The sequence below is a fragment of the Achromobacter insolitus genome, from assembly GCF_002209555.1.
Lineage (GTDB): Bacteria > Pseudomonadota > Gammaproteobacteria > Burkholderiales > Burkholderiaceae_B > Achromobacter > Achromobacter insolitus.
In genome coordinates, this window is the sequence record NZ_NJIF01000001.1 from 1,114,153 (window position 1) to 1,127,031 (window position 12,879).

The following is a 12,879-nucleotide window of genomic DNA, read 5'->3' on the forward strand; positions in this document are numbered from 1 at the left end:
ACACTCGCCCAGGGGAGAGCCGCCCGGAATGGCCTAGATGTAACCGTGGTTCAGGGCTCCGGGAGCCGGGCCGCCCCAGGCCAGTTAAAATGCCGGGTTTCCCACGCCCAGGGCAAGCCTTGCCCGGCGGCCGAATTCCAAGAATCCTATGCTCACCTTTCAGCAAATCATCCTTACGCTCCAGGAATACTGGGACAAGCAGGGTTGCGCCCTGCTGCAGCCCTACGACATGGAAGTCGGCGCCGGTACCTCGCATACCGCCACGTTCCTGCGCGCGATCGGCCCGGAGCCCTGGCGCGCCGCCTACGTGCAACCTTCGCGCCGTCCCAAGGATGGGCGCTACGGCGAAAACCCCAACCGCCTGCAGCACTACTACCAATATCAGGTCGTGCTGAAGCCCGCGCCCCCTGAAATCCTGGATCTGTACATCGGTTCGCTCAAGGCGCTGGGCATCGACCCGGCCGAGCACGACATCCGCTTCGTCGAGGACGACTGGGAAAACCCCACGCTGGGCGCCTGGGGCCTGGGCTGGGAAGTCTGGCTGAACGGCATGGAAGTCACCCAATTCACCTACTTCCAGCAAGTAGGCGGCCTGGATTGCACGCCAACCACGGGTGAAATCACCTACGGCCTGGAACGCCTGGCCATGTACCTGCAGGACGTGCAAAGCGTGTACGACCTGGTCTGGACCGAAGGCGCGAACGGCAACCGCGTGCTGTACCGCGACGTGTTCCACCAGAACGAGGTGGAGCAGTCCACCTACAACTTCGAGCACTCATCGGCCGAAATGCTGTTCTCGCACTTCAACGACTATGAAGCCGAGGCCAAGCGCCTGATGGACGTGCCGCTGGCGCTGCCCGCCTACGAGGCCGCGCTGAAGGCCGCGCACACGTTCAACATGCTGGACGCGCGCGGCGCGATCAGCGTCACCGAGCGCGCCGCCTACATCGGCCGCATCCGCAACCTGTCGCGCGCCGTCGCACAGGCCTACTACGATTCCCGCGAACGACTGGGCTTTCCCATGCTGGGCCGCGACAAGGCCGCCGGGGAGGCAGCATAAATGACGACGAACATCCGCCCGCTGCTGGTCGAACTGCTGACCGAAGAACTCCCGCCCAAGGCCCTGCAGAAGCTGGGCCAGGCCTTTGCCGAAGGCGTGCGCGCCACGCTGGAGCGCCATGGCTTGCTGGCCGCCGGCTGCGCCGCGACCGCGTATTCCACGCCACGCCGCCTGGCCGTGCACCTGTCCGCCGTGCTGGCGCAGGCGCCTGACCAGCCCTACGCCGAAAAACTGATGCCGGTGAAGATCGGCCTGACCGATGACGGCCAGGCCACGCCCGCGCTGCAGAAGAAGCTGGCCGCCAAGGGCCTGGAAAACATCGACCTGTCGACTCTGGAACGCGAATCCGACGGCAAGCAGGACTACCTGGTTGCCCGGGGCACGGCTGCGGGCTCGCAACTGGCGGCCGGCTTGCAGGAAGGCATCGACGCCGCCATCAACGGCCTGCCCATCCCCAAGGTCATGCGCTACCAGTTGGCCGACGGCGTCACCACCGTGAAGTTCGTGCGTCCGGCCCACGGCCTGGTGGCCCTGTTTGGCGCCGACATCGTGCCGGTGTCCGCATTGGGCCTGGCCGCCGGCCGCGACACGCTGGGCCATCGCTTCATGAGCACGGGACCGGTGTCCTTCGCCGATGCCGACGCTTATGCCGCCACCCTGGCTGAAAAAGGCCGCGTGGTGGCGTCGTTTGAAGGCCGCCGGGACGAAATCCAGCGCCAGTTGCTGGATCACGCCGGCCGCCTGAATGCGACGCTGGGCGACGACCCGGAAGTTGCCGCGCTGCTGGACGAAGTCACGGCCCTGGTCGAACACCCGACCGTCTACGTCGGCCAGTTCGAAGAGCAATTCCTGCAAGTGCCGCAGGAATGCCTGATCCTGACCATGCGTCTGAACCAGAAGTACTTCCCGCTGTTCGATCCGACCTCCGGCCGCCTGACGCACCGCTTCCTGATCGTCAGCAATATGCACGCCGCCAATCCGGTGAACATCATCGAAGGCAACCAGCGCGTGGTGCGTCCCCGCCTGGCAGACGCGCAGTTCTTCTTCGAAACCGACCGCAAGACGCCGCTTGCGGCGCGCGTCGAACAATTGGGCACGATCGTCTACCACAACAAGCTGGGTACTCAGCTCGAGCGGGTGGAGCGCGTGCGCGCCATCGCGCGTGGCGTGGCCGAACAGCTGGGCGGCGACGTGTCCGCCGCCGACCGCGCGGCCATGCTCGCCAAGGCCGACCTGGGTTCCAACATGGTGGGCGAATTCCCCGAGCTGCAGGGCGTCATGGGCGCGTACTACGCGGCCGGCGACGGCGAACCCGACAGCGTGGTGCAGGCCCTGCGCACGCAGTACCGCAACCGCTATGACACGCCGGTCACCAACGATACGTTGACCGCGGCCGTCCTCTTCATCGCCGAGCGCGTCGAAACCATGGTCGGCATCTGGGCCATCGGTCTGGCGCCCACCGGCGAACGCGACCCCTTCGGCCTGCGCCGCGCCGCGCTAGGCCTGATCAGCGCGTTCGAGCAATTGGCCGCGGGCGGTTGGCTGAAGATCAGTGAAGCCGGTCCGCTGTCGCTGGACGGCCTGCTGGAAATGGCCGCGGGCACGTTCCCGGCTGGCAAGATTCCGGCCGATACCCTGGCCGAAGTCCGCACCTTCATCTATGAACGCTACCGTAACCAGCTGATCAATGAATTCGACCGCAATGCCGTCGAAGCCGTGATCGCGCTGACCCCGCCGCTGCATCAGGTGGCGGAGCGCGTGCGCGCCGCAGCTGCCTTCGCGCAACTGCCCGAGGCCGCCAGCCTGGCCGCTGCCAACAAGCGCATCGGCAACCTGCTGAAGAAGGCCGAAGGCGAGATTGGCGCGGTCAACGATGCCGCGCTGGTGGAGCCGGCCGAAAAGGCCCTGGCCGCCGCCGTATCCGCGCTGCGTCCGAAGGCCGAGGCGCAACTGGCCGCCGGCGACTTCGCCGGCAGCCTGTCCACGCTGGCCCAGGTCCGTGAACCCGTTGACGCCTTCTTCGCCGACGTCATGGTCATGGCCGAAGACCCGGCCGTGCGCGCCAACCGGCTGGCCCTTCTGGGCCAGCTGCATGGCCTGATGAACCAGGTCGCTGACATCTCCAGGCTGGCACAGTGAAACTCATCATCCTAGACCGCGACGGCGTCATCAACCAGGACAGCGATTCGTTCGTCAAGACCCCCGACGAATGGATCGCGCTGCCCGGCAGCCTGCAGGCCATCGCCCGGCTGACGCAGGCGGACTGGAAGGTGGTGGTCGCCACCAACCAGTCGGGCCTGGCTCGCGGCCTGTTCGACATGGACACGCTGACCGCCATCCACACCAAAATGCGGCGCGAGCTGGCGGCCGCGGGCGGCAGCGTCGACGCCGTCTTCATGTGCCCGCACGGCCCGGACGACAACTGTTCCTGCCGCAAGCCCAAGCCCGGCATGTTCGAGCAGATCGGACACCGCTACGATATCGATCTGGCCGGCGTGCCGGCGGTGGGCGATTCGCTGCGCGACCTGCAAGCCTCGTCCTCGGTCGGCTGCTCGCCCTGGCTGGTGCTGACCGGCAACGGCAAGAAAACGCTGGCCAAGGGCGGCCTGCCCGACAACACCCGCGTGTGCGACGACCTGTCGGCCGTGGTCGACGCCTTGCTGCAGGACCATTGATCCAATGGCCCGGCTACGTTCACTGCTGTACATCCTGTTCCTGACCGTCACGGTCATTCCCTACGCATTCGCCTGCATTCTGTGGGCGCCATTGCCCCTGCACTGGCGTTACAAGCTGACCGTGGGCTGGCCCCGCCTGGCCATCTGGGGTGCGCGCTTCTTCTGCGGCATCCGCTGGCAGGTCAAGGGCTGGGAAAACCTGCCCGACGGGCCCGCGGTGCTGCTATCCAAGCACCAGTCGGCCTGGGAAACGCTGTTCTTCCCGGCCTATATGCCGCGCGAAGTCTGTTTCGTCTACAAGAAGGAACTGCACATGGTGCCGTTCTTCGGCTGGGGCCTGGCGCTGCTGCGCATGATCGCGATCGACCGTTCGAAGGGCCGCGATGCCTTCGAACAGGTGGTCAAGCAAGGCCAGACCCGCCTGGACGAAGGCCGCTGGCCGCTGCTGTTCCCCGAGGGCACCCGCGTCGCGCCCGGCAAGACGGGCCGCTTCAAGATGGGCGGCGCGCTGCTGGCGTCGCGCACTGGCGCCATGGTCATCCCGGTAGCGCACAATGCCGGCGAATGCTGGCGCCGCAACGCCTTCGTGAAATATCCGGGCCTGGTCACCGTGTCCATCGGACCCGCGATAGAATCCAAGGGTCTCTCCCCCGAGGAACTGAACCAGAAGGTCCAGGACTGGATCGAAGGGGAAATGCGGCGTCTCAATCCAGAAAGGTATGGCCAGCACTGATCAGCTCGAACTCCTGTTCGACGAACAGCAGCACGACGCGCCCGTGGGCGCGCCGCCGCTGAGCGCCGCGCCAAAGCCCCCGGTTCCGCCTCGGGCGGCCCGGCCTGAGGCGGAACCGCCTGACGCGGCCCGGCCTAAGGCGGCCCCGCCCCAACCCCTCTTTCCTGATTTGTCGGCCGCCGCCCCCGCGGGCGAACCGCTGTTGACGCTGTCGCCCAACGCGGCCTCGCGCGTCCCGACGCCCTGCCCCGATCCCCTGCCGCCCGGCGCGCGCTGGCGCGAAGTCTCGACGGACCAGCAGCCCATCGGCTTCGTGTTGCTGCGCTCGCGCCGCCGCAGCATCGGTTTTGTAATCACCGACGACGGCCTGCGCGTCACCGCCCCGAACTGGGTCACGCTGACGCAAGTGGACGACGCCGTGCGCGAGAAATCGCGCTGGATCCTGACCAAGCTGCGCGAATGGCATGCCCGCAAGCAGCAGCTGGCCATGGCGCACACGCGCTGGCAGGCAGGCGGCGAGCTGCCCTACCTGGGCAAGCGCATCGTGATCGGCGTGGGCGGCGACAGCCGCCAAGCCCGCTTGTCCGGCGACGCCGACGCGCCCCAGGATGGCGACACCCTGTGGCTGGCGCTGCCGTCCTCGGCGGACCAAAGCCGCATCCGCGATTCGGCGCAGGCCTGGCTGCAGCAGCGCGCCGGCGCCTGGTTCGGCGCGCGCCTGGCCCATTTCCTGCAGGTGAGCGGGCTGAAGATCCGGCGCTGGCGTCTGTCTTCGGCCGCCACGCGCTGGGGTTCGTGCACCAGCGACGGCAACATCATGCTGAACTGGCGCCTGATCCATTTCGCGCCAGCCATCATCGATTACGTCATCGCGCACGAGCTTGCCCATTTGCGTGAAATGAACCACAGTCAGGACTTCTGGCGCGAAGTCGGCCAGATCCTGCCCGACTTCGAAGACGCCAAGAACATCCTGCGGCGCCACGACCCCGCATCCCTGCCCCAGTTCTGAGTGCGCAAGCACCTTGGAGACCAGAAAATGTTGCTGCTGATTCCGGGCCCGGTCACGACCGACGCGCGGGTAAAGGCCGCCATGGCGCAAGACTACGCGCCATGGGACAACGATTTCCGCCAGACCTACCGGCAGGTCTGCGCTGGCGTGCTGCGCGTGGCGCATGCATCCCCGGACGAGTACGCCGCACTGGCGCTGCCTGGCTGCGGCCACTTCGCCGTCGAAGCCGCGATCCGTACCTTCGTGCCCGCAGGCGGTCGTCTGCTGGCGCCCTCCACCGGCGCCTATGCCGCCCGCCTGCAGAGATTGGCCAGCGACGCGGGCCGCGTCGCCGTGCCCCTGCCTGTCGGCCCGGTCGAACGGATCGACCCGCAGGCAGTCGCGGCAGCGCTGGAACAGGATCCCACCCTCACGCACCTGGCGCTGGTCTATAGCGAGACCGGCAGCGGCATCTGCCATGACGTGCCTGAACTGGCGCGCGTCGCGCACGCGCTCGGTCGCCGCGTCATCGTCGACGCCGTGTCCGCGTTCGGCGCCCTGCCTTTGGACCTGGGCGCCCTGCCCGCCGTGGAAGCCGTGATCCTGACGGCCAACAAATGCCTGGAAGGCACACCCGGCGCCGCCTTTGTGGTTGCTCGGCGCGACAGCCTGGAGGCCGCCGGCGGCACCGCCGGCAGCTGGTCCCTGGACCTTGCCGACGTCTACCAGCTAAGCCTGCAGCCCAATGCCGGCCCGCGCTTCACGCCGCCCGCGCCCACGCTGGCGGCATTGGCCGTGGCGCTGGACCTGCATCTCGAGGAAGGCCGCGAGGCCCGCCTGGCGCGTTACACGGCGAACATGCGCACGCTATATGATGGCGTCAAGGAACTGGGCCTGACTCCGTACCTGCCGCCCGCCCTGCAGGGCCCCATCGTCGTCAACGTCCGGGCGCCAGATGCGCCAACCTGGAACCTGCAATTGTTCGTGGACGCCCTCAAGCGCCGCGGCTACGTGCTCAGCAACTTCTACAACACCGAACAACCTTCGTTCCGGGTCGGCTGCATCGGCGCCTTCGGGCCTGGCCAGATGCAGCAGGCAGTCGACGCCATGGGCGGCGCGCTGCGCGACATCGGCATCACCCGGGAAACCGCTGGCAACGGCGGATTTTTCCCGCTCCCTCTCACCGCTTAAGGAAACATCCCATGCGTATGCTCCACACCATGCTGCGAGTCGGCAACCTCGACAAGTCCATCGACTTCTACACCAACGTGCTCGGCATGCGCGTCCTGCGCCGCAACGACTACCCCGACGGCAAGTTCACGCTGGCCTTCGTGGGCTATCAGGACGAATCCGAAGGCGCCGTCATCGAGCTGACCCATAACTGGGACACGGACAAGTACGACCTGGGCACCGGCTACGGCCACATCGCCCTGGAAGTCGACGACGCCTACGAAGCCTGTGCCAAGGTCAAGGAAAAGGGCGGCAAGGTCACGCGCGAGGCCGGCCCGATGAAGCACGGCAAGACCGTCATCGCCTTTGTCGAGGACCCCGACGGCTACAAGATCGAGTTCATCCAGAAAAAAGGCCGCCAGGACTAAGTCCCGGCCCGTCCGTAAGCTCGCTCGGCCAACGCCAGGAATACCCCCATGATCCACACCATCCTGAAAATGGGCGACCCGCGGCTGCTGCGCGTGGCCGCGCCCGTGGAACGCTACGACACGCCCGAGCTGCACGCGCTGATCGACGACATGTTCGAAACCATGGCCGCCGCGCAAGGGGTGGGTCTAGCTGCGCCTCAGATTGGCGTGGACCTGCAACTGGTGATCTTCGGCTTCGACCGCAACGAACGCTATCCGGATGCGCCCGCGGTGCCCCAGACCATTCTGTGCAATCCCGTCATCACGCCGCTGTCGGACGAGATGGAAAATGGCTGGGAAGGCTGCCTGTCGGTGCCGGGCCTGCGCGGCCTGGTGCCGCGCTACCGCCGTATCCGCTACAGCGGGCGCGATCCGTACGGCCAGATGATCGAACGAGAGGCCGACGGCTTTCACGCCCGCGTGGTGCAGCATGAGTGCGACCACCTGATCGGCCGCCTCTACCCGTCGCGCATCCAGGACTTCACCAAGTTCGGATTCACGGAAATCCTGTTTCCGGACATGGATCCGAACCAGGACGACTAGGCGGCAGCTTCCGCCATGCGGTAGCGTGGGCCCCGCCTAGGCCTCCTCGGCCCCCACGGCGGCCGCCTTCGCGGCCTGCGGCGACAATGCTTCCGGCGCGAAGTCATCCACCTGCAACACCTTCGACACCAGGGCTTCCGCCTCTTCCAGTTCCGCTGCCTGCGCGTCGGTGATGGCGCCGCGCTGGTGGGCCTCGCGCCAGTCGCGCACGCCAGACTGGCGCAGCCGGTCACGCAGGGGCTGCACGGCATCCGCCAGCGCAAACGCCCGCGTCAACAGCCCCACCGGATCGTCGCCCGCCGCGCCCGCTTCGCGATGCAGGTCCGCCGCCAGCCGCGCGTGCGTGGGTGAAGGCTTGAGCAGCAACTCCGCGCATTCGCGGGTCAATGCGTCGCCCGGTCCCTTGGCCAGCCGCAGCGGCAGAATGGCCGCACGCAGCCCCCAAGCCAATACGCGGCCCGGCAGGTTGCGCAGGACCTGGTCCATGCTTTTCTCGATGCTGGCGTAGCCTTGCTCCAGGCACCAATGCACCAGCGGCAGGTCATCGTGCTTGCGGCCCTCGTCCTCCCAGCGCTTGAGCACGGCAGACAGCAGGTACAGCTCGGACAGGATGTCGCCCAGGCGCGCCGATATCATCTCGCGGCGCTTGAGGCCTCCGCCCAACTGCGCCAGCGTGGCGTCGGCCAGGAGCGCAAAGCCGGATGCGTACCGCCCCAGCCGCCGATAGTGTCCAGCCACCGGCCCGGATGATGGCGCGGGCGCGAGCACCCCGCCGGTCCAGGCCCGGCCGATGGCGCGCAGGGCGTTCAAGCCCGTGTGGCGCAGATGGCGCCAGAACACGTCATGGAAGACCTCCATGCCGCGGTCTTCGTCGGGATTGCCCAGCGCCAGGATTTCCGGCATCAGGTACGGATGCGCGCGGATGGCTCCCTGGCCGAAGATGATCAGGTTGCGCGTGAGGATATTGGCGCCCTCGACCGTGATGGCAATGGGCACGGCGCGGTATAGCGCACCCAGGTAATTGCTAGGGCCGTCGATGACCGCGCGTCCGGCATGGATGTCCATCGCGTCATTGACCGAGCCGCGCATGCGTTCGGTGGCGTGGTACTTCATGATGCCCGACACCACCGCCGGCTTGACGCCCAGGTTCAGCGCGGCGCAGGTCAGGCGCCTGGCGGCTTCCACCAGATACGCATTGCCCGCAAGCCGCGCCAGCCCTTCCTGCACGCCCTCGAACTTGCCGACGGGAATACCGAACTGTTCGCGCACGCGCGCATACATGCCGGTGGTGTGCGCGCACATCGCCGCGGCGGCGGCCGACAACGACGGCAGGGAAATGCCCCGCCCCGCCGCCAGCGCACTCATCAGCATCTGCCAGCCTTGGCCGGCGCGCTCGGCGCCGCCGATCAGCGCGTCCAACGGCACGAACACGTCACGTCCGCGGTTAGGGCCGTTCTGGAAAACCTGCATGGCGGGAAGGTGGCGACGCCCGATCTCCACACCCGGCGCTTCGGTCGGCACCAGCGCGACCGATATGCCGATGTCCTTGGGGCCGCCGAGGATGCCGTCCGGATCCGACAGTTTGAAAGCCAGGCCCAACACTGTCGCGACCGGCCCCAGCGTGATGTAGCGCTTGTGCCAGTTCAGCCTGATACCGATCAGTTCACGTCCGTCCACCACCTGGCGGCAGACCACGCCAGTGTCCACCATGGATGCGGCGTCCGACCCGGCTTCGGGGCTGGTCAGGCCGAAGCAAGGGACTTCGCGGCCATCCGCCAGTCGCGGCAGCCAATAGTCCCGCTGCGCCGGCGTGCCGAACTGCATCAGCAATTCGCCGGGGCCCAGCGAGTTCGGCACCATGACGGTAACGCCCGCGGTGATGGAATAGGCGGAGATGCGGCGCACCACCTCGGAGTGCGCGTAGGGCGAGAAACCCAGGCCGCCGTAGCGCCGCGGAATGATCATGCCGAAGAAGCGCTCGGCCTTCAGGAAATCCCACACTTCCGGCGGCAGGTCGCGGCGGTTCCAGGTGATGTCCCATTCGTCCAGCATGGCGCACAATCGGGCCAGCGGGCCATCGATGAAGCGCTGTTCGTCCGCGGTGAGCGTAGCCGCCGGCACGGCCAGCAGTTTGCGCCAATCGGGGTTGCCGGTGAACAGGTCTGCGTCCCACCAGGTGTCTCCGGCCTCGATGGCTTCGCGCTCGGTCGCCGACATGGCCGGCAGCGCATTGCGCGCCCAGCGGTAAGCGGGTTCCGAAATGCGGCGTCGGCGCCAGGCATTGAAGTCCATGAGTTTTCCTCACTGTTATGGCCCCAGACCCCAGGGCGTATCAGGTCAAAGTACCAGAATTGGCTCCGCCGGGCCAAGCTGTGGCTTACCGACTCTGCGACAATGGGCGACGGCGCGCAGCGCGCAATCCATCGCTATCCGGGCAGTCTCCGCATGCTGAACAAACTCTGGCTGGGCTTTTTCCTTACCGCGGCCGCGGCGGCGCTGTACCGCTGGCTGATCATCGGCGACCCTGACGTCTTCCGCCTTATGGTGGCCAGTCTGTTCGACATGGCCCGCGTGTCGGTGGAAGTGATGGTGCTGCTGTTCGGCACGCTGACGCTGTGGCTGGGCTTTTTGCGCATCGCCGAAGGCGCGGGGCTGGTGGAAAAGCTCGCCCGCGTGTTGGGGCCGCTGTTCGCCAGGCTGATGCCGGGGGTGCCGCGCAACCATCCGGCCATCGGGTTGATCACGCTGAACTTCGCCGCCAATGGCCTGGGGCTGGACAATGCCGCCACGCCCATCGGGTTGCGCGCCATGCGCGAATTGCAGTCGCTGAACCCCACGCCCGAAACCGCCAGCAATGCGCAGATCCTGTTCCTGGTGCTGAACGCCTCGTCGCTGACTTTGCTGCCCGTGACGCTGTTCATGTTCCGCGCGCAACAGGGCGCCCCGGATCCAACGCTGGTGTTCCTGCCCATCCTGCTGGCCACCAGCGCGTCGACCTTGGCGGGTTTCCTCGCGGTGGCGGCTTGCCAGCGGCTGCGCCTCATCGATCCGGTCGTCATGCTGTGGCTGGGCGGGGCGGCGCTGCTCATGGGTGGATTCATGGCGCTGCTGGCCAGCATGTCGGCAGCCGCGATCGCCTCGCTGTCCTCGTTGCTGGGCAACCTGGTCCTGTTCGGCATACTGATCGCCTTCTTGATCGCGGGCGCCTGGAAGAAGGTGCCGGTCTACGAGGCCTTCATCGAGGGAGCCAAGGAAGGCTTCGACATCGCCAAGAGCCTGCTGCCCTATCTGGTTGCGATGCTGTGCGCGGTGGGCGTGCTGCGCGCCTCGGGCGCACTGGACTTCCTGCTGGACGGCATCCGGTGGCTTGCGGTGCAGGCCGGCTGGGATACGCGTTTCGTGGACGCGCTGCCCACGGCGCTGGTCAAGCCTTTCTCGGGCAGCGCGGCGCGCGCCATGATGCTGGAGACCATGACGCATTTCGGCGTCGATAGTTTTCCCGCGCTGCTGGCCGCGGTGGTGCAAGGCAGCACCGAGACCACCTTCTACGTGCTGGCGGTGTACTTCGGATCCGTGGGCATCCTGCGCGCCCGCCACGCGGTGGGCTGCGCCCTGGTCGCCGACCTGGCCGGCGTGCTGGCGGCCATCGGCGTGTGCTACTGGTTCTTCGGCTGAACCGTTCCGTGCCTGACGAGGGCGGCCGGCCTGCGGCGCCCTCGCCCTCCGCGGGTCAATCCACCAGCAGGATCTTCATGCCGTTGGTGCCGCCGCTGTCGCGGTAAAAGTCGCCCTTGGTCAGGATCACCCAGTCGCCGGTCTGCACCAGGTTGCGTTTGCGCAGTTCGTCGATGGCCGCGTTGCTCAGGTCGGCGGGCTCGTAGTCCGACGGCGCGAACGGAATGGTGTACACCCCGCGGAACATGGCCACGCGGTTCTGCGTGATGCTATGCGGGCTGTAGCAATAGATCGGCACGCCCGAGCGGATACGCGACATGATCAGCGGAGTGTGGCCGCTTTCGGTCAGCGAAATGATGGCCTTGACGCCAGGAAAGTGATTCGCTGCGTACATCGCCGCCAGCGCGATGGTCTCGTCGCAACGCGTGAAGGTCTCGCCCAGGCGGTGATGAGACTTGGTCGACGTGGGGTGCTTTTCCGCGCCCAAGCAAACGCGGGCCATGGCCTGCACGGTTTCCACGGGATACTGGCCCGAGGCGCTCTCCGCCGACAGCATGACGGCGTCGGTATAGTCCAGCACGGCGTTCGCCACGTCGGAGACTTCGGCGCGCGTGGGCATGGGACTGGAGATCATCGACTCCATCATCTGCGTGGCGGTGATGACGACCTTGTTCAGGGTGCGGGCATGCTGAATGATGCGCTTCTGAATGCCTACCAGCTCGGCGTCACCCACTTCCACGCCCAGATCGCCGCGCGCCACCATGACGCCGTCGCTCGCGCGGATCAGCGAGTCCAGCGCCTCGTCGTCGGCCACGGCTTCGGCGCGTTCGATCTTGGCAATGATCCAGGCCTGGCTGCCGGCGGCTGCCAGCAGCGTGCGCGCCTCGTCGATGTCGCTGCCGTAGCGCGGGAAGGACACCGCCACATAGTCCAGTTCCATTTCGGCGGCGAGCTTGATGTCGACGCGGTCCTTGTCGGTAAGGCTGGGCGCGGACAGGCCGCCGCCACGGCGATTGATGCCCTTGTTGTTCGACAGCGGGCCGCCCACGGTCACGGTGGTGTGGACCTCGTCGCCCTCGACGCTATCCACCACCAGCACCACGCGGCCGTCATCCAGCAGCAGCTCGTCGCCGACGCGGCAGTCCTGCACCAGTTCGGGATAGTCGATGCCGACGATGCTGGCCGTGCCGGCCTCCTTGGGATGGACGCGCGACAGCGTGAACGGCTGTCCGACCTGCAACTGGACCAGCTTGTCCGTGAAGCGCGCGATGCGGATTTTGGGCCCTTGCAGGTCGCCCATGATGGCGACGAAGCGCCCTTGCTTGGCGGCGATCTCGCGCACCATGCGGGCGCGTTCGCGGTGGTCGTCCGCGCTGCCATGCGAGAAGTTCAGGCGGGCCACGTCCAGGCCCGCGCGGATCAGCGCTTCAATGCGTTCAGGCGTCGAAGTCGAGGGTCCCAGGGTGGCGACAATTTTGGTGCGGCGCAATACGGGCATGACGATCCACTCTCGCTAAAACAACAAAAACGCTATGGTACGCCGGCCGCGCGCGCGCAGGTATCATGGA

At 67.0% G+C, this 12,879-nt stretch carries 11 protein-coding genes; 9 read left to right on the forward strand and 2 right to left on the reverse strand.

The features are described 5' to 3' along the window. The first annotated feature begins 148 nt into the window (after positions 1–148). The 8 genes from glyQ to def are packed head-to-tail and all read left to right on the forward strand — an operon-like array spanning position 149 to position 7,636. Complete coding sequence (gene glyQ, locus CEY08_RS05015) at positions 149–1,060, forward strand: glycine--tRNA ligase subunit alpha (protein WP_042796466.1); 912 nt, start codon at positions 149–151, stop codon at positions 1,058–1,060. After that, complete coding sequence (gene glyS, locus CEY08_RS05020) at positions 1,061–3,199, forward strand: glycine--tRNA ligase subunit beta (protein WP_076816220.1); 2,139 nt, start codon at positions 1,061–1,063, stop codon at positions 3,197–3,199. It abuts the gene before it with no gap. Beyond that, complete coding sequence (gmhB, locus tag CEY08_RS05025) at positions 3,196–3,735, forward strand: D-glycero-beta-D-manno-heptose 1,7-bisphosphate 7-phosphatase (RefSeq protein ID WP_076816223.1); 540 nt, start codon at positions 3,196–3,198, stop codon at positions 3,733–3,735. The genes glyS and gmhB overlap by 4 nt, the downstream gene beginning before the upstream one ends. 4 nt (positions 3,736–3,739) lie before the next feature. After that, positions 3,740–4,468, forward strand: coding sequence for a lysophospholipid acyltransferase family protein (locus CEY08_RS05030; protein ID WP_042796463.1), 729 nt, complete (start codon positions 3,740–3,742; stop codon positions 4,466–4,468). Next, positions 4,455–5,477, forward strand: a complete 1,023-nt coding sequence (locus CEY08_RS05035; RefSeq protein WP_167380349.1) for a M48 family metallopeptidase — start codon at positions 4,455–4,457, stop codon at positions 5,475–5,477. Before CEY08_RS05030 ends, CEY08_RS05035 begins: the two co-directional genes overlap by 14 nt. Before the next feature lie 27 nt (positions 5,478–5,504). Continuing rightward, entirely contained in the window at positions 5,505–6,647 is a 1,143-nt protein-coding gene (locus tag CEY08_RS05040; RefSeq protein WP_076816226.1) for a 2-aminoethylphosphonate--pyruvate transaminase, read from the forward strand. Between the two features lie 11 nt (positions 6,648–6,658). Beyond that, positions 6,659–7,054 carry a lactoylglutathione lyase gene (gene gloA, locus CEY08_RS05045; RefSeq protein ID WP_042796461.1) on the forward strand — a complete coding sequence of 132 codons (396 nt, stop codon included), beginning with the start codon at positions 6,659–6,661 and terminating at the stop codon, positions 7,052–7,054. A 48-nt stretch (positions 7,055–7,102) separates the two neighbouring features. Beyond that, a complete protein-coding gene (def, locus tag CEY08_RS05050; RefSeq protein ID WP_042796460.1) occupies positions 7,103–7,636 on the forward strand; it encodes a peptide deformylase in 534 nt (177 codons plus the stop codon). Between the two features lie 36 nt (positions 7,637–7,672). On the opposite strand, the gene CEY08_RS05055 is transcribed toward def, so the two are convergent. Next, positions 7,673–9,928, reverse strand: a complete 2,256-nt coding sequence (locus CEY08_RS05055; protein WP_076816228.1) for an acyl-CoA dehydrogenase — start codon at positions 9,926–9,928, stop codon at positions 7,673–7,675. Positions 9,929–10,081: 153 nt separating this feature from the next. On the opposite strand from CEY08_RS05055, the gene CEY08_RS05060 reads away from it, so the two are divergent. Continuing rightward, entirely contained in the window at positions 10,082–11,311 is a 1,230-nt protein-coding gene (locus CEY08_RS05060; protein ID WP_063960636.1) for a nucleoside recognition domain-containing protein, read from the forward strand. A 55-nt stretch (positions 11,312–11,366) separates the two neighbouring features. Here CEY08_RS05060 and pyk read toward each other — a convergent pair whose 3' ends face one another. Then, entirely contained in the window at positions 11,367–12,809 is a 1,443-nt protein-coding gene (gene pyk, locus CEY08_RS05065) for a pyruvate kinase (protein WP_042796458.1), read from the reverse strand. Positions 12,810–12,879 lie beyond the last annotated feature (70 nt).

Excerpts from the sequence above, each read along its gene's own strand:
- glyS (WP_076816220.1), top strand. The coding sequence starts at position 1,061 with ATGACGACGAACATCCGCCCGCTGCTGGTCGAACTGCTGACCGAAGAA.
- CEY08_RS05040 (WP_076816226.1), top strand. The coding sequence starts at position 5,505 with ATGTTGCTGCTGATTCCGGGCCCGGTCACGACCGACGCGCGGGTAAAG.
- glyQ (WP_042796466.1), top strand. The coding sequence starts at position 149 with ATGCTCACCTTTCAGCAAATCATCCTTACGCTCCAGGAATACTGGGAC.
- CEY08_RS05030 (WP_042796463.1), top strand. The coding sequence starts at position 3,740 with ATGGCCCGGCTACGTTCACTGCTGTACATCCTGTTCCTGACCGTCACG.
- CEY08_RS05035 (WP_167380349.1), top strand. The coding sequence starts at position 4,455 with ATGGCCAGCACTGATCAGCTCGAACTCCTGTTCGACGAACAGCAGCAC.
- CEY08_RS05055 (WP_076816228.1), bottom strand. The coding sequence starts at position 9,928 with ATGGACTTCAATGCCTGGCGCCGACGCCGCATTTCGGAACCCGCTTAC.
- pyk (WP_042796458.1), bottom strand. The coding sequence starts at position 12,809 with ATGCCCGTATTGCGCCGCACCAAAATTGTCGCCACCCTGGGACCCTCG.
- def (WP_042796460.1), top strand. The coding sequence starts at position 7,103 with ATGATCCACACCATCCTGAAAATGGGCGACCCGCGGCTGCTGCGCGTG.
- CEY08_RS05060 (WP_063960636.1), top strand. The coding sequence starts at position 10,082 with ATGCTGAACAAACTCTGGCTGGGCTTTTTCCTTACCGCGGCCGCGGCG.
- gloA (WP_042796461.1), top strand. The coding sequence starts at position 6,659 with ATGCGTATGCTCCACACCATGCTGCGAGTCGGCAACCTCGACAAGTCC.